At 68.1% G+C, this 17,814-nt stretch carries 16 protein-coding genes and 2 tRNA genes; 6 read left to right on the top strand and 12 right to left on the bottom strand.

The window, feature by feature from the left end:
* Nucleotides 1-7 precede the first annotated feature (7 nt).
* From clpX to ACN8HC_RS04810, 5 genes are all read right to left on the bottom strand, one after another.
* A complete protein-coding gene (clpX, locus tag ACN8HC_RS04830; RefSeq protein ID WP_490073745.1) occupies nt 8-1,294 on the bottom strand; it encodes an ATP-dependent Clp protease ATP-binding subunit ClpX in 1,287 nt (428 codons plus the stop codon).
* A 352-nt stretch (nt 1,295-1,646) separates the two neighbouring features.
* Nucleotides 1,647-2,315, bottom strand: coding sequence for an ATP-dependent Clp protease proteolytic subunit (locus ACN8HC_RS04825; RefSeq protein ID WP_490073744.1), 669 nt, complete (start codon nt 2,313-2,315; stop codon nt 1,647-1,649).
* Complete coding sequence (locus ACN8HC_RS04820) at nt 2,312-2,902, bottom strand: ATP-dependent Clp protease proteolytic subunit (protein WP_490073986.1); 591 nt, start codon at nt 2,900-2,902, stop codon at nt 2,312-2,314. The genes ACN8HC_RS04825 and ACN8HC_RS04820 overlap by 4 nt, the downstream gene beginning before the upstream one ends.
* Nucleotides 2,903-3,125: 223 nt before the next feature.
* On the bottom strand, nt 3,126-4,502 hold the full coding sequence (gene tig / locus ACN8HC_RS04815) for a trigger factor (RefSeq protein WP_490073743.1): 1,377 nt from the start codon (nt 4,500-4,502) through the stop codon (nt 3,126-3,128).
* Nucleotides 4,503-4,597: 95 nt separating this feature from the next.
* Nucleotides 4,598-4,671: transfer RNA gene (locus tag ACN8HC_RS04810), tRNA-Pro, on the bottom strand.
* 149 nt (nt 4,672-4,820) lie between these two features.
* Between ACN8HC_RS04810 and ACN8HC_RS04805 the strand changes: the two genes are divergently transcribed.
* A tRNA-Gly gene (locus ACN8HC_RS04805) sits at nt 4,821-4,891 on the top strand.
* A 206-nt stretch (nt 4,892-5,097) separates the two neighbouring features.
* On the opposite strand, the gene ACN8HC_RS04800 is transcribed toward ACN8HC_RS04805, so the two are convergent.
* The 3 genes from ACN8HC_RS04800 to ACN8HC_RS04790 all read right to left on the bottom strand — a co-directional run bounded on the left by ACN8HC_RS04800 (nt 5,098) and on the right by ACN8HC_RS04790 (nt 7,394).
* Complete coding sequence (locus ACN8HC_RS04800) at nt 5,098-6,183, bottom strand: PP2C family protein-serine/threonine phosphatase (RefSeq protein ID WP_490073742.1); 1,086 nt, start codon at nt 6,181-6,183, stop codon at nt 5,098-5,100.
* Nucleotides 6,184-6,275: 92 nt separating this feature from the next.
* Nucleotides 6,276-6,743: a ribose-5-phosphate isomerase gene (locus ACN8HC_RS04795; RefSeq protein WP_490073741.1), complete on the bottom strand. Its 468-nt coding sequence runs from the start codon at nt 6,741-6,743 to the stop codon at nt 6,276-6,278.
* A 12-nt stretch (nt 6,744-6,755) separates the two neighbouring features.
* Nucleotides 6,756-7,394: a mycothiol-dependent nitroreductase Rv2466c family protein gene (locus tag ACN8HC_RS04790; RefSeq protein ID WP_490073740.1), complete on the bottom strand. Its 639-nt coding sequence runs from the start codon at nt 7,392-7,394 to the stop codon at nt 6,756-6,758.
* 74 nt (nt 7,395-7,468) lie between these two features.
* Between ACN8HC_RS04790 and pepN the strand changes: the two genes are divergently transcribed.
* Nucleotides 7,469-10,075: an aminopeptidase N gene (gene pepN, locus ACN8HC_RS04785; protein ID WP_490073739.1), complete on the top strand. Its 2,607-nt coding sequence runs from the start codon at nt 7,469-7,471 to the stop codon at nt 10,073-10,075.
* A gap of 6 nt (nt 10,076-10,081) precedes the next feature.
* On the opposite strand, the gene ACN8HC_RS04780 is transcribed toward pepN, so the two are convergent.
* Nucleotides 10,082-10,735 (bottom strand): nitroreductase/quinone reductase family protein, encoded by a 654-nt coding sequence (locus tag ACN8HC_RS04780; RefSeq protein ID WP_490073738.1) that lies wholly within the window; start codon nt 10,733-10,735, stop codon nt 10,082-10,084.
* 20 nt (nt 10,736-10,755) lie between these two features.
* Between ACN8HC_RS04780 and ACN8HC_RS04775 the strand changes: the two genes are divergently transcribed.
* Complete coding sequence (locus ACN8HC_RS04775) at nt 10,756-11,352, top strand: TetR/AcrR family transcriptional regulator (protein WP_490073737.1); 597 nt, start codon at nt 10,756-10,758, stop codon at nt 11,350-11,352.
* 33 nt (nt 11,353-11,385) lie between these two features.
* Here ACN8HC_RS04775 and malQ read toward each other — a convergent pair whose 3' ends face one another.
* Entirely contained in the window at nt 11,386-13,515 is a 2,130-nt protein-coding gene (gene malQ, locus ACN8HC_RS04770; RefSeq protein WP_490073736.1) for a 4-alpha-glucanotransferase, read from the bottom strand.
* Nucleotides 13,516-13,575: 60 nt separating this feature from the next.
* Here malQ and ACN8HC_RS04765 point away from each other — a divergent pair, with 60 nt between their 5' ends.
* From ACN8HC_RS04765 to ACN8HC_RS04755, 3 genes are all read left to right on the top strand, one after another.
* Entirely contained in the window at nt 13,576-14,481 is a 906-nt protein-coding gene (locus ACN8HC_RS04765; protein WP_490073735.1) for a mechanosensitive ion channel family protein, read from the top strand.
* A gap of 12 nt (nt 14,482-14,493) precedes the next feature.
* Nucleotides 14,494-14,889, top strand: coding sequence for a globin (locus tag ACN8HC_RS04760; protein WP_490073734.1), 396 nt, complete (start codon nt 14,494-14,496; stop codon nt 14,887-14,889).
* 68 nt (nt 14,890-14,957) lie between these two features.
* Nucleotides 14,958-16,703 (top strand): glycoside hydrolase family 13 protein, encoded by a 1,746-nt coding sequence (locus ACN8HC_RS04755; protein ID WP_490073733.1) that lies wholly within the window; start codon nt 14,958-14,960, stop codon nt 16,701-16,703.
* On the opposite strand, the gene ACN8HC_RS04750 is transcribed toward ACN8HC_RS04755, so the two are convergent.
* Both ACN8HC_RS04750 and ACN8HC_RS04745 read right to left on the bottom strand, forming a co-directional pair.
* Complete coding sequence (locus ACN8HC_RS04750) at nt 16,700-17,332, bottom strand: DUF8185 domain-containing protein (RefSeq protein WP_490073732.1); 633 nt, start codon at nt 17,330-17,332, stop codon at nt 16,700-16,702. The two genes, ACN8HC_RS04755 and ACN8HC_RS04750, sit on opposite strands and share 4 nt — an antisense overlap.
* Nucleotides 17,329-17,793 (bottom strand): acyl-CoA thioesterase, encoded by a 465-nt coding sequence (locus ACN8HC_RS04745; RefSeq protein WP_490073731.1) that lies wholly within the window; start codon nt 17,791-17,793, stop codon nt 17,329-17,331. Before ACN8HC_RS04745 ends, ACN8HC_RS04750 begins: the two co-directional genes overlap by 4 nt.
* Nucleotides 17,794-17,814: the final 21 nt, after the last annotated feature.

Genomic DNA, 17,814 nt, shown 5'->3' with positions numbered 1-17,814 from the left:
CACGGGGTCAGGCGGATTCCTTGCGCGGCCGCTTGCGGCCCGACGCCGGCATCCGGCGCACGATCGTCGGGTTGACGTTGTCGAGCACCACCTCGCGGGTGACCACGACTCGGGCGATGTCGTCGTCGCTCGGCACGTCGAACATCACGGGCAACAGCACCTCTTCGAGGATCGCGCGCAGCCCTCGGGCGCCGGTGCCCCGGAGCATGGCCTGCTCGGCGACCGCCTCGACGGCATCCGCGGTGAACTCCAGCTCGACGTTGTCGATCTCGAACATCCGCTCGTACTGCTTGACCAGCGCGTTGCGGGGCTCGGTGAGGATCGACACGAGGCCTTCGCGGTCGAGCGGCTCCACCGTGGTGATGACCGGGAGCCGACCGATGAACTCGGGGATCAGCCCGAACTTCATGAGGTCCTCCGGCAGCACGTCGGAGAAGCTGGTCATCGGGTCCTTGGCGGTGCGCAGCTCCGAGCCGAAACCCAGGCCCTGACGCCCGGTCCGCGCCTCGATGATCTTCTCCAGGCCCGCGAAGGCCCCGCCCACGATGAACAGCACGTTGGTGGTGTCGATCTGGATGAACTCCTGGTGCGGGTGTTTGCGGCCACCCTGCGGCGGCACGCTCGCGGTGGTGCCCTCCAGGATCTTCAGCAGCGCCTGCTGCACACCCTCGCCCGACACGTCACGGGTGATCGACGGGTTCTCGCTCTTGCGGGCGACCTTGTCGATCTCGTCGATGTAGATGATCCCGGTCTCCGCCTTCTTCACGTCGAAGTCGGCGGCCTGGATCAGCTTGAGCAGGATGTTCTCGACATCCTCCCCGACATAGCCGGCCTCGGTCAGCGCGGTCGCATCGGCGATGGCGAACGGCACGTTGAGCATCCGCGCGAGGGTCTGGGCCAGGTAGGTCTTGCCGCAGCCGGTCGGACCGATCAGCAGGATGTTGGACTTGGCGATCTCGACCGCCGGCCCGTCCTTCTTGCTGGCCGCCGGCTGCTCGGCGGCCTGGATCCGCTTGTAGTGGTTGTAGACGGCCACCGACAGGGCCCGCTTGGCGGTCTCCTGGCCGATGACGTATTGCTCCAGGAAGTCGAAGATCTCCCGCGGCTTCGGCAGCTGGTCGAGCCCCAGCTCGGAGGTCTCGGCGAGCTCCTCCTCGATGATCTCGTTGCACAGATCGATGCACTCGTCACAGATGTAGACGCCCGGGCCCGCGATGAGCTTCTTGACCTGCTTCTGGCTCTTGCCGCAGAAAGAGCACTTCAGCAGGTCGCCGCCTTCTCCGATGCGTGCCACGTGCCCTCCAGTCGTATGCCGTGCCGCGTCACCCGAGTCCCGGGTGTCGATCCGTGTGCCCGGCCGACGCTACCGCGCGCCGAGCCGTCCAGGTTCCATTGAAACCCGGTGTCGCGCATCAAGTCACGCCTGTCCGCTGAGAGCGCAATCGGGGTCACCACCCGGAATGGGCGGTCACCCCGATTGCCCTGATCGAGTCAGGCGGTGCAGAAGTCGCGACGGTCGCGAGTTGCGCGCGCCCGGACGCGATTTCTCGTGCATAAGTCGCGACGGTCGCGAGTTGCGCGCGCCCGGACGCGATTTCTGGTGCAGAAGTCGCGACGGTCGCGAGTTGCGCGCGCCGCAGCGTCGACTACTGCGCGGACGCCTTGCGGCTGGACAGGACCTGGTCGATCAGGCCGTACTCCTTGGCCTCGTCGGCGGTCAAGATCTTGTCCCGCTCGATGTCCTGCTTGACCTGCTCCGGCGTGCGGCCGGTGTGCTTGGCCCAGGTGTGCTCCAGCCACTCGCGCATCCGGAACACCTCGTTGGCGGTGATCTCCAGGTCGGACGCGGTGCCGCCGGCACCCTCCATCGCGGGCTGGTGGATCAGGATCCGGGCGTTGGGCAGCGCGAACCGTTTGCCCGGCGCGCCGGCGCCCAGCAACACCGCGGCGGCGGACGCCGCCTGGCCGATGACGAACGTCTGCACGTCCGGCTGGATGTACTGCATGGTGTCGTAGATCGCGGTCAGCGCCGTGAACGAACCACCCGGAGAGTTGATGTACATCAGGATGTCCCGGTCGGGATCCTGGCTCTCCAGCACGATCAACTGGGCGATGATGTCGTCCGCGGACGCGTCGTCGACCTGCACGCCGAGGAAGATGATGCGGTCCTCGAAGAGCTTGTTGTAGGGGTCCGAGCGCTTCAGGCCGTAGGAGGTGCGCTCCTCGAACTGCGGCAGGATGTAGCGACTGCTCGGCTGCGGGGCACTCACCCCGGCATACGGCGAATTCATCTGTGCTCCAAAGCTGTTGGTCATGAGTTGTCCTGGCTCGGCGCGTCCGTGGAGCGCTCGAAGACGTGGTCGACGAAGCCGTATTCGAGCGCTTCCTGCGCGGAGAACCAGCGGTCGCGATCGGAGTCCTTCTCGATCTGCTCCACCGTCTGACCGGTGTGCTCGGCGATCAGCTCGGCCATCTGCCGCTTGATGAAGACCAGCTGCTCGGCCTGGATCTTGATGTCCGAGGCCGTGCCGCCGATGCCGCCGGACGGCTGGTGCATCATCACCCGGGCGTGCGGCGTGGCGTAGCGCTTGCCGTGCGTGCCGGCGGACAAAAGGAACTGGCCCATGCTGGCCGCCATACCCATCGCCACGGTGGCGACGTCGTTGGGGATCCAGTTCATGGTGTCGAAGATCGCCATCCCCGCGGAGATCGAACCGCCGGGGCTGTTGATGTAGAGCCAGATGTCCTTCTCGGGGTCCTCGGCCGCGAGGAGCAACAGCTGCGCGCAGATTGCGTTGGCGTTCTCGTCACGGACGTCGGAGCCGAGGAAGATGATTCGTTCCTTGAGCAGCCGGTTGTAGATCTGATCGTCCAGGCCCATCTGCTGTGCTTCGGTGGCCATGGACACCTCCTGTGCGTTGCTCACCGCGTCTCCGTCATCTCTCGTGGTGCTATCTCACTGGACCCTAACGCCCGCACCACCGAACTTCGTCCCCGGTGCGGTCGATGTTCGCCCACGGCGCAATTGTGGGCGAGCAGTGACGCGCGAAACCCCTCCCGTCGCTCGCGCGCGGAAGGGGTTTCGCGGTGTCGCCATCCAGCTGCGGTATGACGAGAGGCGTCTTTTAGACCGTGGCGTCCTCGGAGTCCTCACCCTGCGCCGACTCGTCCGACGCAACGTCCTGCTCCTCGGCCGGATCGGCGGTCCCCTCGACCGAGTTGTCGTCGTCGTCCTCGTCCTCGTCCAGGGCGGACAGGTCGACCTCGTGACCGTCGGTGTCGACGACCTTGATCTCGTCCAGGATCGAGGCGAGCGCCTTGCGGCGGGCGACCTCGCCCATGATCGCCGGCACCTGACCCTGCTGGTCCAGGGCCTGCGCGAACTGGTTGGGGTCCATGCCGTACTGCGAGGCCGACATGACGATGTATTCGATCAGCTCTTCCTGCGAGACCTGCACCTCGTCGCGCTCGACGAGCTTGTCGAGGATGAGCTGGGTCTTGAGCGCCTTGCGGGTCGACTCGTCGACCTCCGCGCGGTGCTCGTCGTCCTCCAGCCGGTCTTCGTTCTCCAGGTGCTGGTGCACCTCGTCCTCGATGACCTTGTCCGGAAGCGGCAGATCGAGGGTCTTCAGCAGGTGGTCGAGAGCCTTGTCACGCGCCTGCACGCCCTGCTCGAATCGCTTGCCGCGCTCCACCTGCTCGGTGACCTCGGCACGCATCTCCTCGAGGGTGTCGTGCTGCGACGCCATCTGGGCGAACTCGTCGTCCAGCTCCGGCAGCTGCCGCTCCTTCACCGCCTGCACGGTCACGGTGACCTCGGCGTCCTCGCCCTCGTGCTCACCGCCGGCCAGCGCCGTGGTGAAGGTCGCGCTCTCACCCGCCGACAAGCCGGTGACCGCCTCGTCCAGACCCTGCAGCATGTTGCCGGAACCGATGAGGTAGTTGACACCGGACACGTCGTCGATGTCCTCGTCGCCGATGGTGGCCTTGAGGTCGATCGTCACCGAGTCGCCGTCAGCGGCGGCGCGGTCGACGCTCGCCAGAGTGCCGAACCGCTCGCGCAGCGCCTCGAGCTCCTTCTCCACGTCCTCGTCGGACACCTGCAGCGGCTCCACCTCGACGGTGATCTGGGAGAAGTCGGGCAGCTCGAACTCCGGCGCAGTGTCCAGCTCGGCGTCGAACTTCAGCGGCTGCGCCTCATCGACGGGCACCTCGGTGACCTCGACCTCCGGCTGGCCCATCGGACGCAGGCTGTTCTCGGCCAGCGCCTGACCGTAGAACGTCGGCAGCGCGTCGTTGATCGCCTCCTGCAGCACCGCCGGACGGCCGATGCGCTGGTCGATGATGCGCGCCGGCACCTTGCCCTTGCGGAAACCCGGCACCTGGATCTGTGCACCGATCGCCTTGTACGCCTCGTCGACGCTCGGCTTCAGCTCCTCGTAGGGAACCTCCACGGACAGCTTGACCCGGGTGGGACCCAACTTCTCGACGGCACTCTTCACTGCAAGGACTCCAAAATGGTGGTGGTTCGGCTCCGCCACACGGAGCCCGTCATGATCGCGGCGTGATAGACCGCGCTAACTCAACATGCTAGCTGTCGGGGTAGCCGGATTCGAACCGGCGGCCTTCCGCTCCCAAAGCGGACGCGCTACCAAGCTGCGCCATACCCCGTCACACCGAAGCGCGCTCTCCGCGCCTTCGGTGCCCGTGCTCATCAACTTCACCGGCCGAAGCCGACGCCGGTTTGGTGCGTCCCCGGGCGGGCAGTAGGCTAGCGCCTCGGTTCGGCAGATCGCACATCGCGGTCGAGAGCCGACCACGCGGGCGTAGCTCAATGGTAGAGCCTCAGTCTTCCAAACTGATTACGCGAGTTCGATTCTCGTCGCCCGCTCGCTTCGTTCGGGAAGGGTGTCTGCGTTTCGCGCAGGCACCCTTCCGTTCGCTCGCTCGCCTGTGCTCTTTTGGCTGCGCGGTTGTCCTTCTTCCCGATATGCCGGGCGCGCGCCCCGCCGCGCGATCTGTCAAACGGGGATATGTCTCACCGGAAGGCGCGACAGGGTGCAGCCTCGGCCAACAGCCGCGACCCGTGCCGGGGCCTCAGTCGCGCCAGATGACGACGACCGCCCGGTCGTCGGACAGTCCGCCGTTGCCGGTGCTGCAGATCCGCATGGCGGCGCCTTTGGCACCGGCGGCGAACGCGCGGTCCGCGTGCCCGAGCATCCGGTCGACGCCCTGGGTCAGGTCCATACCGGGCTGCTCCACGACGCCGTCGGTGAAGAGCAACAAGGCGTCACCTCGCTCGAGGCGTCCGTGGGCACGCGGGAAATCGTCGGCGTCCTGCCGGCCGAGGATGCCCAGCGCCATACCGGATGCGCCGTCGATCGGCGCGAACCGGCCCGACCCCGCGTGGAAGTGCATCGCCGGCGGATGCCCGGCCGAGCCGACGCTGTAGTCGCCGGTCGCCAGGTCGACCGACGCGTGCACCGCGGTGGCGAACCCTTCGGACCAGCCCTGTCGCATCAAGTAGTCGTTGGCCGCCGGAAGGAAGCGCGCCGGCTCCATGGCCCCGAGCAGACCGGCGAAGGCGCCGCCCAGCAGCAGCGAACGGGTGCCCGCGGTCGTGCCCTTGCCCGACACATCGACCATGGCGAGCTCGAAGCGGTCCCCGGTGGGACAGTTGCCGACCACGAAGTCCCCGGAGAACGAGTCGCCGTATGCCGGCTGCACACTCGACTCGACATTCCAACCGGTGGGCAGGATCGGCAACCGGCCCTGCGCACGGAGCCGCTCGCGCAGATCCATCAGCATCGAGCCGCCGACCGCCGTGGTGACACCGGCGCGCGTGTGCGTGCGGTCGACCACCGTGACCAGCGCCATCGTCGCGGCGAGCACCAACCCCAGAGCACACGCCGTCGCGTGCCGCGTGTCGAGCACGCTCACGACATAGGCCACCGCGATGGCGCCGAAGACGAACAGTGTGCGCCGGGCCGGCAACACCATCCGGGCGGCGACGGCCAACGGAATGAACAATGCATACGCGACGTCGCTGGGCCAGGCGATCGTGACGATCCCGACAGCCAGGACGAGAACGACCAGCTCGGCCGTCGTGGTGTCCACTCCCTGCCCGGGCGCAGCCGACGGACGAGACAACCGCCGGGGCGCAAGCGACAGATCGATGGCCATGCACGCATCCTGACGCCCGGTCAGTCGCCGGTCGTCGCAATTTACTGACTTCTTACCGGCGCCTTGCCAAATCCATGCGCTATGGTTCGCGCTCACTCCTCGGCGGGGAGATCTCCGGACTGCTCGTAGTCGGAAACCATGTCCACCCGGCGCTGATGACGCTCCACGCCCGAGAACGGTGTCGCCAGGAAGACCTTGACCATCTCCTTGGCCTCGTCGATCGTGTTGAACCGCCCGCCGATGGAAATGATCTGCGCATCGTTGTGCTGGCGTGCCAGCTGGGCCAGCTCGGTGTTGTAGCAGAGGGCCGCACGAATGCCCTTCACTTTGTTGGCCGCGATCTGCTCGCCGTTGCCCGAGCCGCCGAGGACGACGCCGAGCGAGCCTTCGTCCGCCGCAACGCCCTCCGCCGCGCGCAGCACGAAGACCGGGTAGTCGTCGAGGTCGTCGTAGGTGGTCGCGCCGTGGTCGACGACGTCGTGGCCCTCCTCGGCGAGCCAGTCGACCAGGGCCCGCTGCATCTCGTAGGCCGCGTGGTCGCCACCGATGTGCACTCGCATCCGGCTGTCTCCTCAGCTGAAGTCGGGACCCTTGGTGCGGGTCCGCTTGATCTCGTAGAAACCGGGCGTGCCCGCGACCAGCAGACAACCGTCCCAGAGCTTGCCGGCCGCCTCACCCTTGGGGGCGGGCGTCACCACCGGACCGAAGAATGCGACATCGCCGAACGACACGACCGGCGTACCGACGTCCTCGCCGACCAGGCTGATACCGCGCTCGTGGGACGCACGCAGGAGCTCGTCGATCTCGTCCCCCGGCACGTTGTCGTAGTAGTCGATCAGCTCCGCCGGCAATCCGACCTCCGCGAGCGCCTCGGTCACCGCCTGCCGCTGGCCCTCCTCGGTGCCGCCCATCTCCCCCGGGTGCAGCCGGGTGCCGATGGCGTCATACAGCTTCTTCTTGTAGTCGTCGCCGTGGTCGCGCGCCGCGGCGATCACCACGCGCACCGGCCCCCACCCACGGTCGAGCAGCTCGCGATAGCTCTCGGACAGATCCTCGCGACCCTCGTTGAGCACCGATAGGCTCATGACACTCCAGGTCACGTCGATCGGCCGGACCTTCTCGACCTCCATGAGCCAGCGGGACGTCATCCAGGCCCACGGGCACAGCGGATCGAAGAACATTTCTGCGGACTGGCGCTTGTCTGTCGTCACGCGCCAATCCTGCCACTGGCGCTCGTGCGAGGATGACGCACATCCAATCCATGTCTTCGTGATGGAGCTACATAGTGCCTGGCACCAATCTCACGCGCGAGGAAGCGCAGCGTCGCGCTTCCTCGCTCACCGTCGAGTCGTATGACGTGACTCTGGACCTCACCACCGGTCCTGACACCTTCCGCACCACATCCACGGTGCGGTTCGACGCGACGGACACCGCAGGGACCTTCATCGACTTCATCGGCCCCTCCGTCGAGTCGATCACCCTCAACGGTGAATCAATAGACCCAGCAACCGCTTTCGACGGTGCGCGGATTGCGCTGCCTACGCTGTCGGCGACGAACGAGCTCACGGTCGAGGCGACCGGGGCCTACATGAACACCGGCGAGGGCCTGCACCGGTTCGTCGACCCGGCCGACGACGAGGTCTACCTCTACACGCAGTTCGAGGTCGCCGACAGTCGCCGCGTGTTCGCGGTCTTCGAGCAGCCGAGTCTCAAGGCGACGTTCGCCTTCACCGTCACGGCGCCGGCCCGCTGGCAGCTGATCTCCAACCAGCCCACCCCGGAGCCGATACCGGCGGAACAGACCTACACCGGTCCGAGCGGCGCCGCCGAGCCCGCCGCGACGTGGGCGTTCGAGCCGACGCCGCGCGTCTCGTCATACATCACGGCGCTCGTCGCCGGCCCGTATGACGTGGTCCGTGACGAGGTCGAGGCGGCGAACGGCCCGGTTCCGCTCGCTGTCTACTGCCGCAGGTCGCTGCGCGAATACCTCGACCCTGACAACATTTTCGCGGTCACCAAGAAGGGCTTCGCGTTCTTCGAGGAGCAGTTCGGGGAGCCGTACCCGTTTGCGAAGTACGACCAGATCTTCACCCCCGAATACAACGCCGGCGCGATGGAGAACGCCGGCTGCGTGACGATCACCGAGACCTACATCTTCCGGACCAAGGTGTCCGACGCTCTGGTCGAGCGGCGCGCCCTCACCATCCTGCACGAGCTGGCACACATGTGGTTCGGGGACCTGGTCACCATGCAGTGGTGGGACGACCTGTGGCTCAACGAGTCGTTCGCCGAGTGGGCATCGACCTGGTGCCAGGCCGAGGTCACCGAGTGGGACACGGCATGGACGACGTTCAGCAGCTCGGAGAAGACCTGGGCCTACAAGCAGGACCAGATGTCGTCGACGCATCCGGTCTACGCCAACATGCGTCATCTGGAGGACGTCGAGGCCAACTTCGACGGCATCACCTACGCCAAGGGCGCCTCGGTCCTCAAGCAGCTCGTCGCGTATGTCGGGATCGAACCCTTCGTCGCGGGATTGCGTTCCTACTTCAGCAAATTCAAGTGGGGCAACACCACCTTCGACGATCTGCTCGGGGAGCTGGAGCAGACGTCCGGACGCGACCTGACCACGTGGCGCGAGCTGTGGCTCAAGACCGCAGGCGTCAATGTGCTGCGTCCGCTGGTCGAGGTCGACGACGACGGCATCATCACCCGGCTGCAGATCGAGCAGACCGCACCGTCCGACCAGCCCACATTGCGGCCGCACCGGGTCGCGATCGGCAGCTACACGCTCGCCGACGGCGCCCTGACGGCGGATTCGTCGGTCGAGATCGACGTGGACGGCGCCCTCACCGAGGTGCCCAAGCTGGTCGGGCACCGTGTGCCGGACCTGCTGCTCGTCAACGACCACGACCTCGCCTACGCCAAGGTGCGTCTGGACCCGCGCTCGCTGGAAACCGTGCTCGCCAACCCGACGGCGATCTCGGACCCACTGGCGCGTGCGGTCGTCTTCGGCGCGTTGTGGGACATGGCTCGTGACGGCGAACTGCCGCCGCGTGCCTACATCAGGCACGCGCTCGACGCATTGCCCGCCGAGACGGACGCCAATCTGCGCCAGGGGCTGGTGATGCAGGTCACCGGCGCTGCGACGGCGTTCCTGACCTCGGGCGCAGTCGGCAACACCACGTCGTTCGTGCGCGCCGAGAACCGCGGTGCGATCGCGGACGAGGTGGCCACCGCGTTCCGCGCGATGATGGCCGGCGCCGAACCGGGCAGTGACGCCCAGTTGCAGTTCACCCAGGCCTTCGCGCGGTTCGCGCGCCGCGACGACGACGTTGCATATGTCCGCGGATTGCTCGACGGCACAACGGTTCTCGCCGGTCTGCCGCTCGACACCGACATGAAGTGGACGCTGTTGACCTCGCTCGCGGCGGCCGGCGCCGCCACCGATACGGAGATCGACGAGCAGCTCGCAGCGGACAACACCGCGACCGGGATCGCGCGGGCGGCGGGAGCACGCGCGGCATACCCGACGGCGGAGGCGAAGGCGAAGGCCTGGCACGAGCTGGTCGAGACCGACGTGCTGCCGAACGAGACCGGTCGCGCGGTCGCGCTCGGCTTCGGCCGGGTGCACGACACCGCGCTCCTGGAGCCGTATGTCGAGCGCTACCACGCGGCACTGCGCGACGTGTGGGAGTCACGCACCTACGCGGTGGCGGCGGGCATCGTCAGGCTGATGTATCCCATCGCGCTCGCCAGCCAGGAGCTGTTGGACGCGACCGAGGCGTGGCTCGCTGCCAACCAGGACGCACCCGCCGGCCTCGTGCGCCTGGTCGCGGAGAACCGCGATCTGGTGCGAGTGGCGCTCACCGCGCAGGCTCAGGACCAGTAGACCGGCTCAGGAGACCGACACCCGGCGGTGCATCGCTTCGTGCGGTGCACCGCCGTTCTGCTGCTCCAGGTCCACGCGTACCACCAGCAGGTCACTGCCCAACACCTGCACCTGCACGGCGTTGAACGCGCGCAACGGATGCCACGCCGAGAGGCGCCGTTGCAGCCGCAACGGATCCAGTTCGGGATGCAGTGACGCAACTCCGTCCACCCACCGGAACCGCCAGCCCACGCGCATCCGGATCCGGACCTTGTTGTCGCGCATGATGTTTCGCACGTATCCAGCTCGCATCCCGTGCTCGGCGACGATCCAGAACACCTCGCCTTGCCGGCCGTTGCCGACCGGCGTGCGTCGAGGTTTACCCGCTGTCCGGCCCCGCGTTTCCAACAGCGCATAACCGAGCGGCAGGACGCCGAGCTGCAGCAGCAGCCGCACCGGCGGATTGACCACCCATCGCTGCACGAGGCGCACGACCCGCGCCTTGCCGGCCGGAAACGCCATCGTGAGTGCGATGTTGATCGGCAGCGCGATCCCGTAGCACCAGGCTGTCGCGGCATCACTCCATCCGAGCCGAACCTGCCCGCACTGGATCGCGAGCAGCACCGTCGACGCCGCCCCCATCGCCACACCACGGCGTGCCATACGTTTGTATTGTCCCATACAGATGTATGGTATTCCTCATGCCAGCGACGTCAAGACTTTTGGGCCCGGCGGCGTCCCGACTCGCCGACACTGTCTGCTCGATCATCGCCACCGACGGACTCGACGCAGTCACCGTCCGCGAGGTCGCGTCTGGAGCCGGCGTCTCGATCGGCGCTGTCCAGCATCACTTCCGGAGCAAGGAAGACATGCTGCTGGCCGCGTTCCGACACGTCGTGGACAACACCGAACACCGCGTGGCAGCAGTTGAACTCGGCACTGAGGTACGGCAGAACCTGGCCGCCATCCTGCGTGAACTGCTGCCCCTGGACGAGGTTCGGCTGCGTGAGGCAAAGGTGTATGTCGCCTTCGCGGCCCGCGCCGCGACGTCGGCGCCGCTCGCCGAGGTGCAGCGCGGCATGCTCGCTCGCATCACGGCCGAGTTGGCCGATGCGTTCTCCTCAGGAGCAGAGCAGCGCGGCCGCACACTGTCGAAGGCCGGCGCACGGCGCGAAGCGGAGATGCTGCTCGCGCTCACCGACGGCCTCACCTTCGACGCCGTGACCAGCGGGCAGCAACCCGACAGCCACCGCCTGGGTGCACTGCTGGACGCCTACCTCCGACGTGCCATCGACTGAACCCTCGGCGGAGTCAGTCCGGCTGGCCGCCGGTCAACGGTCGCTGCGCCGAGTCACCGCACGTATCAACCGTTTTGCCCGACGCGACACCATCAGGTCGTCGAGCGTGGTCGGCTTCCGATCGGGACCGCTGACCGGCAACCGCCAGTTGGGATATTCCTCGTCCGTGCCCGGCTGGTTGATCGTGCGCACGTCGCCGGCCAGGTCGTTGACCGAGACACCCAGCAGCTTGCTGGGCGACCAGGTGAGGAACTTGTGGAGCGCGTCGACCTGGTCGTCGACCGACATACTCCCCCGCAGCAGGCCGCGTGAACGGAGCACGTCGAGCATCGCCTGGCGTTGTTCCTCGTCGAGCTTCTTCTCCTCCTCCAGCGGACGGGTGAGCAGCCCGAGCTGGTGCCGCACTCGAATGTGCTCACCCTGGAGGTAACCGGCGGTCGGCGGAAGGTCGTGCGTGGTGACGCTGGCGAGCGCGAGCGTGCGATAGGTCTCCGGAGGTTTCGGGCTGCCGTCACCGTTGCGCTCGAACCACAGCACCGACGTGCCGAGCACACCGCGATCGGCCAGGTAGTCGCGGACCCAATCCTCAGTCGTCCCGAGGTCTTCCCCGATCACCACGGCACGCGCGCGCTGCGCCTCGAGGGCGAGAATGCCGACCATGGCCTCGTGGTCGTACCGCACGTAGGTGCCGTCCAGTGGCTTCTTGCCCTCAGGCACCCACCACAGACGGAACAGGCCGAGGACATGGTCGACGCGCAACCCGCCGGCCATCCGCAGCACGGTGCGAAGCATGTCGCGGTAGGGCCGGTAGGCCGTCTCGGCCAGCCGGTCGGGCCGCCACGGCGGCTGGCTCCAGCTCTGGCCCAACTGGTTGTAGTCGTCCGGCGGCGCGCCGACGGACATGCCCTCGGCGAGGACGTCGTGCAGCGCCCACGCGTCGGCCCCCTGTGCGTGGGAGCCGACCGCGAGGTCGTGGATGACGCCGAGCGACATTCCCGCAGCACGCAATTCACGTTGCGCGTCCAGAAACTGACCCTGGACGACCCATTGCATCCAGCAGTAGAACTCGACGTCCTCGGCAAGCCGCACCCGCTCGGCGGCGACCGACTCGCTGCGCGCGTCGTGCAACTCCTGCGGCCAGGTCGTCCAGTCGGGGCCGCGTTCGGCGGCGATCGCGCACCAGGTCGCGAAGTCGATGAGCGCCTGCCCTTCGCGCTCGACGAAGCTCTCGAGGTCACGACGGCGCCGATGCGTGCTCTCCGTGCGGAAGATCATCCGCAGTGCCGCCTGCTTGGACTGCCAACTGCCGTCCCGGTCCAGGTGCTCCAGCTTGTTGAGCCGGCGGGCGTCGTCGCTGTGCCATTCGACGAGCTGGTGCTGCGCAGCCGACAAGTAGCCGAGCTCGGGCACCTCCTCGACGCGGATGTATGCCGGGTTGACGAACCGGCGTGAAGTCGGCAGGTATGGCGAGGGCTCCAACGGCGGCAGCGGCTCGGCGGCATGGACCGGGTTGATCAGCACGAAGTCCGCGCCCTGCCGCACCGCCCAGGTCCCGAGCTCGGCCAGGTCCGCGACGTCGCCGATCCCCCAGGACCGCTCGGACCGCACCGAGTAGAGCTGCGTCGTGAGCCCCCACGCCCGGTCGTGCTCGAGCGCGGCCGGCAGCTGGAGCCGCTCGGGGGTGACGATGACCGTGGTGCGGACGGTGCGGCCACCGTCATAGGTGACCTCCAGCTCGTGGTAACCGAGCGGCAGGTCACCGGGCAGCTCGACGGTGAACTCCACGGTCGGCACTCCGTCGACATCGCGTGTGCCGGACCGCTGGTCATGCAGGCCGAGCTCCCGAACCACACCGCCCTCCAAGGTGATTCGAGCGTCGAGGGATTCCTCGCCGTCCGGGACGTGAACCGGCACCCACGGCGTCCAGTGCTCGCGCATGACGATCACCGGTGGCAGCACTCGGCGCCACGACTCGAGTTCCTTGTCGGCGAGCGCGTGTTCGATCGCCGCCTCGTCCGCCGCGTCGATGTCGAGGGCGTCGAGCACGGACAGGATCGTGTCGGCAGCGACCACGACGTGATTGCCGCGCCAGTCCCAGTATTCGGTCGCGACGCCGTGTGCGCGGGCGAGCCGAGCGAGTGCTTCGGAGGGGGCATCGGGCATGGGAGCAGTCTGTCAGAGGCGATTTGCATCCCTGGGACGCATGCCCGTAATGATGGGCGCATGCCGTTGCGTTTCGTCGCCGCCGACCAGCAGTCGACCGTGGAATGGGCCATCGGTGCTCCGCTGATGATCCTGTGCATCGTCCTCGGCGCCATCGTGCTGCGCTGGCTCGTCGTGCGCGCGATCGCCCGGGCCGTCCACGCCATGGAGAACCGCGAGCGGCCGGGTCGGGAGAGCCGCGCCGGGCGCGTGCTGCGTCAGGCAGCGGGTCTGGACTCCGAACGCCGCAAACAGCGCGCCGCCACCATGGGTTCGATCCTGCGTTCGGTGTCCACGATCCTCATCTTCGGAGTCGCCGGCCTCACCGTGCTCGCCCGGGTCGGCGTGCCGCTCGCGCCGCTGCTCGCGTCGGCGGGCGTCGGCGGCGTCGCCCTCGGCTTCGGTGCGCAGAGCCTGGTCAAGGACTTCCTCTCCGGCATCTTCATGATCATGGAGGACCAGTACGGCGTCGGCGACGTCATCGACACCGGTCAGGCGATCGGCACGGTCGAGGAGGTCACCCTGCGGGTGACGCGGTTGCGGGATGGGCAGGGCGTCGTCTGGTACGTCCGTAACGGGGAGATCCTGCGGATCGGCAACAAGTCGCAGGGCTACGCGACGACCTTCATCGACATCCCGATCGGCAGCGACCAGTCGGTGGAGACGGCGCTGCAGGTCCTCCGGTCGGTCGTCTCCGGCGTGACCGACGAATCTCCTTGGACCGAAAAGCTGCTCGACGAGCCGGTGGTCGCCGGGGTCGAGTCGATGTCCGGTGGCACGGTGACGCTGCGCATCATCGCCACGTGCGTGCCGAACGAGCAGTATGCCGTCGCCCGCGAGATCCGCGAGCGCGCGAAGGTGTCCCTCGACCGGGCCGGCGTCCGGGGGCCGCAACTGCCGCCATACGGCAGCCCGAGCGGCACCTGAGAGGATCGCCGGGTGACGACGTTCTACGACGAGGTCGGCGGGCAGGAGACCTTCCGGAAGCTGGTGCACGAGTTCTATCGCGGCGTCGCGGCGGACCCGCCCCTGAAGGCGATCTACCCCGAGGAGGAGCTCGGCCCGGCCGAGGAGCGGTTGCGGATGTTCCTCGAGCAGTACTGGGGCGGCCCGACGACCTACAGCGAGCGGCGCGGCCATCCGCGGCTCCGGATGCGGCACGTTCCGTATGCCGTGACGCCTGCCCAGCGGGACCGCTGGTTGCTGCACATGATGAACGCCGTCGACACGCTCGACCTGGACGAGACGCACGACGGCCTGCTGCGCGACTACCTCACGCGGGCGGCCTATTCGCTAGTGAACGCTTGGGACGACGCCCCTCCCGGCGACGGCTGAGGAACCAGTGATCAGCGCCACCCGGACCGGATTCGCATGCGGCCTCACCGGTCGGCACACTTGACCGGGTGACCGTTTGGACCAACAGCTCCGCACAGCTCGTGCACCGCGCCCACCCGGACGGCGAGTGGTGGCGCAGTGCTGTGATCTACCAGATCTACCCGCGCTCCTGGGCGGACGCCGACGGCAACGGCGTCGGCGATCTGCCCGGCATCACCTCCCGACTGCCCTACCTGCGTGGCCTGGGAGTCGACGCGATCTGGCTGTCGCCGTTCTACACCTCCCCGCAGGCGGACGCCGGGTATGACGTCGCCGACTACCGCGACATCGACCGGCTCTTCGGCACACTGGCCGACGCGGACGAGCTGATCCGCGCCGCACACGACAACGATTTGCGCATCATCGTCGACCTGGTCCCCAACCACACCTCCGACGAGCACGCGTGGTTCCAGGCGGCGCTGGCCGCGGCGCCCGGTTCGCCGGAGCGTGACCGCTACATCTTCCGCGACGGCCGGGGCGCGAGCGGCGAGCAACCACCCAACGACTGGCAGAGCGTGTTCGGCGGCGACGCGTGGACCCGCATCGTCGAGCCCGACGGCACGCCCGGCCAGTGGTACCTGCACCTCTTCGACCGCAAACAGCCGGACCTCAACTGGGAAAACGCAGTAGTGCGAAGCGAATTCGAGGACATCCTGCGCTTCTGGCTGGACCGTGGCGTCGACGGCTTCCGCGTCGACGTCGCGCACGGACTCGTCAAGGCGCCCGGCCTGCCCAACTGGCGTGGGTCGATGAACATGCTCGACATGTCCGACGAACCGCGGGGTCACCCGCCGATGTGGGACCAGGACGGCGTGCACGAGATCTACCACGACTGGCGCAAGATTCTGGATTCCTACGACGGGCAGCGCGCGATGTGCGCCGAGGCCTGGGTGGAGCCGCCGGAGCGCGCCGCGCGCTATGTGCGGGCCGACGAGTTCCAGCAGGCGTTCAACTTCGACTTCCTCACCACGCCCTGGCGAGCGGCCGACCTGAGGGCGTCGATCGAACGCTCCTACCGCTCGAACGACGCCGTCGGCGCGCCGACGACGTGGGTACTGTCCAACCACGACGTGGTCCGGCACGCCACGCGGCTCGCGCTGCCGGTGGGCAGCCCGCGGTCGAACGGCATCTTCGCGACCGACCCGCAGCCCGACGCGGCGCTCGGCCGGCGGCGTGCCCGGGCCGCGACCACGCTCATGCTCGCTCTCCCGGGCAGCGCCTACCTCTACTACGGCGAGGAGCTGGGTCTGCCCGAGCACACGACGCTGCCGGACGACGTCCGCCAGGATCCGGCATACCAACGCACCGGCCACAAGGAGGCCGGCCGCGACGGCTGCCGCATCCCGATGCCGTGGGAAAAGGACGCTCCTTCTTACGGATTCGGGCTGGGAGGGGACTCTTGGCTGCCGCAGCCGGAGTCGTACGGCGAGCTGGCCGTCGACCAGCAGGACGGCGTCGCCGGCTCCACCCTCGAGCTCTACCGGCAGCTGCTGCGTCTGCGCCGTGAGCTCGACCTCGGCGAAGGCTCACTGACGCAGGTTGACCTCGGCACGGACGTCGTGGCCTATGACGTCACGAGTGGCGACAGCACCGTGCGCGTGATCCTCAACCTGGGCAGTGCGGACGTCGAACTGCCTTCGGGGAGTGAGGTTCTGGTGCGTAGCGGTGGCGACCTCGATACGGGCTCGCCTAGCGGCTCGCCCTACTCGGCCAGCCACACTGTGGGTGGCCGTATCGCGGTCCCCACGGACACGGCGGTGTGGGTGCGCGTCTAGCGCACCAGCACGTGGCCGACGGGCGTGGTGAGCCGGTGCCAGTTGCCCGCTGCGTAGACCCGAGCCGTTTGCCCAACCGCGAAGCCGAGCGTGTATGACGCGAAGGCCACCCCGGACGGCAGACCCACCGCACCGCCCGCGGCGGCCATGGGCCGGGACCACACCGCGCGGCGCAGCGCGTCGACGGCGTGAGCACCCGACCCCTCGGGCGCTCCCGCCGTGATTTCGGCGATGCCCTCGGCCGCGACCTGCTGCAGTGTCGGCACCGGGATGTCACCGACCGGCTGCCACCCGCCCTGGGGCGGCGAGATCGCGGCCCAACCGGCCCGCACCTCGGTCGGTGGCACCGCCAGCTCGGCGCCGCCCGGCTCGCGCGCGAACCGATCGGCGAGCCCGGCCAGCGGGACGACGACGTCCAGCCGGACCGGTTCCGCGAGCGGCAGCACCCGCAGGCCGAGCGTGGTCCCCTCCCGGGTCAGCCCGTGGCCGGACAACACGCCGACCCAGGCCGCGAGTGCCTGACCGACGGCCTGCAACCGCATCGCACCGTCGGCCTCCAGCTGCCGGGCGCGTGCGACATACGTCACCAGGTCGGCGCGGGTCTCGGCGTCGGCCAGCCGGAGGATCACGCGTGTCCCTTGGGCCGTCTCTTCATCCGGACGGGCGCGTCGACATACTTCTCCAGCACGGCGCGGTGCTCGGCGGCGATGCGCACCGGTCGCTGGGTGGCCATGTCGAAGACGACCTGGGTGGTCTCGGCGACGGCATACACCTCGGCGTCCGGCTCCCGTGACGCGCGAATCTCATAGCTGGTGTCGAACGACGCTCCGGACAACTGGGACACCCACATCCCGACCACGACGGGTTCCTTGCGCCAGTGCAGCTGGCGCAGGTAGTCGATCTCGGCGCGTGCGATGAGCAGCGGCGGCCGACCGTCCGGCCCGGTCTCGACGCCGGTGAACCAGTCGGCGAAGCCGACGACGCGCGCTTCCTCCAGCAGCCGGAGGAACTGCACGTTGTTGACATGGCCGAGCGCGTCCATGTCGGACCAGCGCACGGGGACGTCCACGTAATAGGGGCGGGCAGGCATGCCTGTCATCGTCCCAGGTCG

It is taken from the genome of Flexivirga sp. YIM B11880, from assembly GCF_058148645.1.
This window is presented reverse-complemented; position numbering and strand designations above follow the sequence as displayed.

What these genes read in the sequence shown, in the direction of transcription:
- ACN8HC_RS04825 (WP_490073744.1), bottom strand. Translation starts at nt 2,315, where the DNA reads ATGACCAACAGCTTTGGAGCACAGATGAATTCGCCGTATGCCGGGGTG.
- ACN8HC_RS04765 (WP_490073735.1), top strand. Translation starts at nt 13,576, where the DNA reads ATGCCGTTGCGTTTCGTCGCCGCCGACCAGCAGTCGACCGTGGAATGG.
- ACN8HC_RS04800 (WP_490073742.1), bottom strand. Translation starts at nt 6,183, where the DNA reads ATGGCCATCGATCTGTCGCTTGCGCCCCGGCGGTTGTCTCGTCCGTCG.
- ACN8HC_RS04775 (WP_490073737.1), top strand. Translation starts at nt 10,756, where the DNA reads ATGCCAGCGACGTCAAGACTTTTGGGCCCGGCGGCGTCCCGACTCGCC.
- malQ (WP_490073736.1), bottom strand. Translation starts at nt 13,515, where the DNA reads ATGCCCGATGCCCCCTCCGAAGCACTCGCTCGGCTCGCCCGCGCACAC.
- ACN8HC_RS04795 (WP_490073741.1), bottom strand. Translation starts at nt 6,743, where the DNA reads ATGCGAGTGCACATCGGTGGCGACCACGCGGCCTACGAGATGCAGCGG.
- ACN8HC_RS04745 (WP_490073731.1), bottom strand. Translation starts at nt 17,793, where the DNA reads ATGCCTGCCCGCCCCTATTACGTGGACGTCCCCGTGCGCTGGTCCGAC.
- ACN8HC_RS04820 (WP_490073986.1), bottom strand. Translation starts at nt 2,902, where the DNA reads ATGGCCACCGAAGCACAGCAGATGGGCCTGGACGATCAGATCTACAAC.
- ACN8HC_RS04780 (WP_490073738.1), bottom strand. Translation starts at nt 10,735, where the DNA reads ATGGGACAATACAAACGTATGGCACGCCGTGGTGTGGCGATGGGGGCG.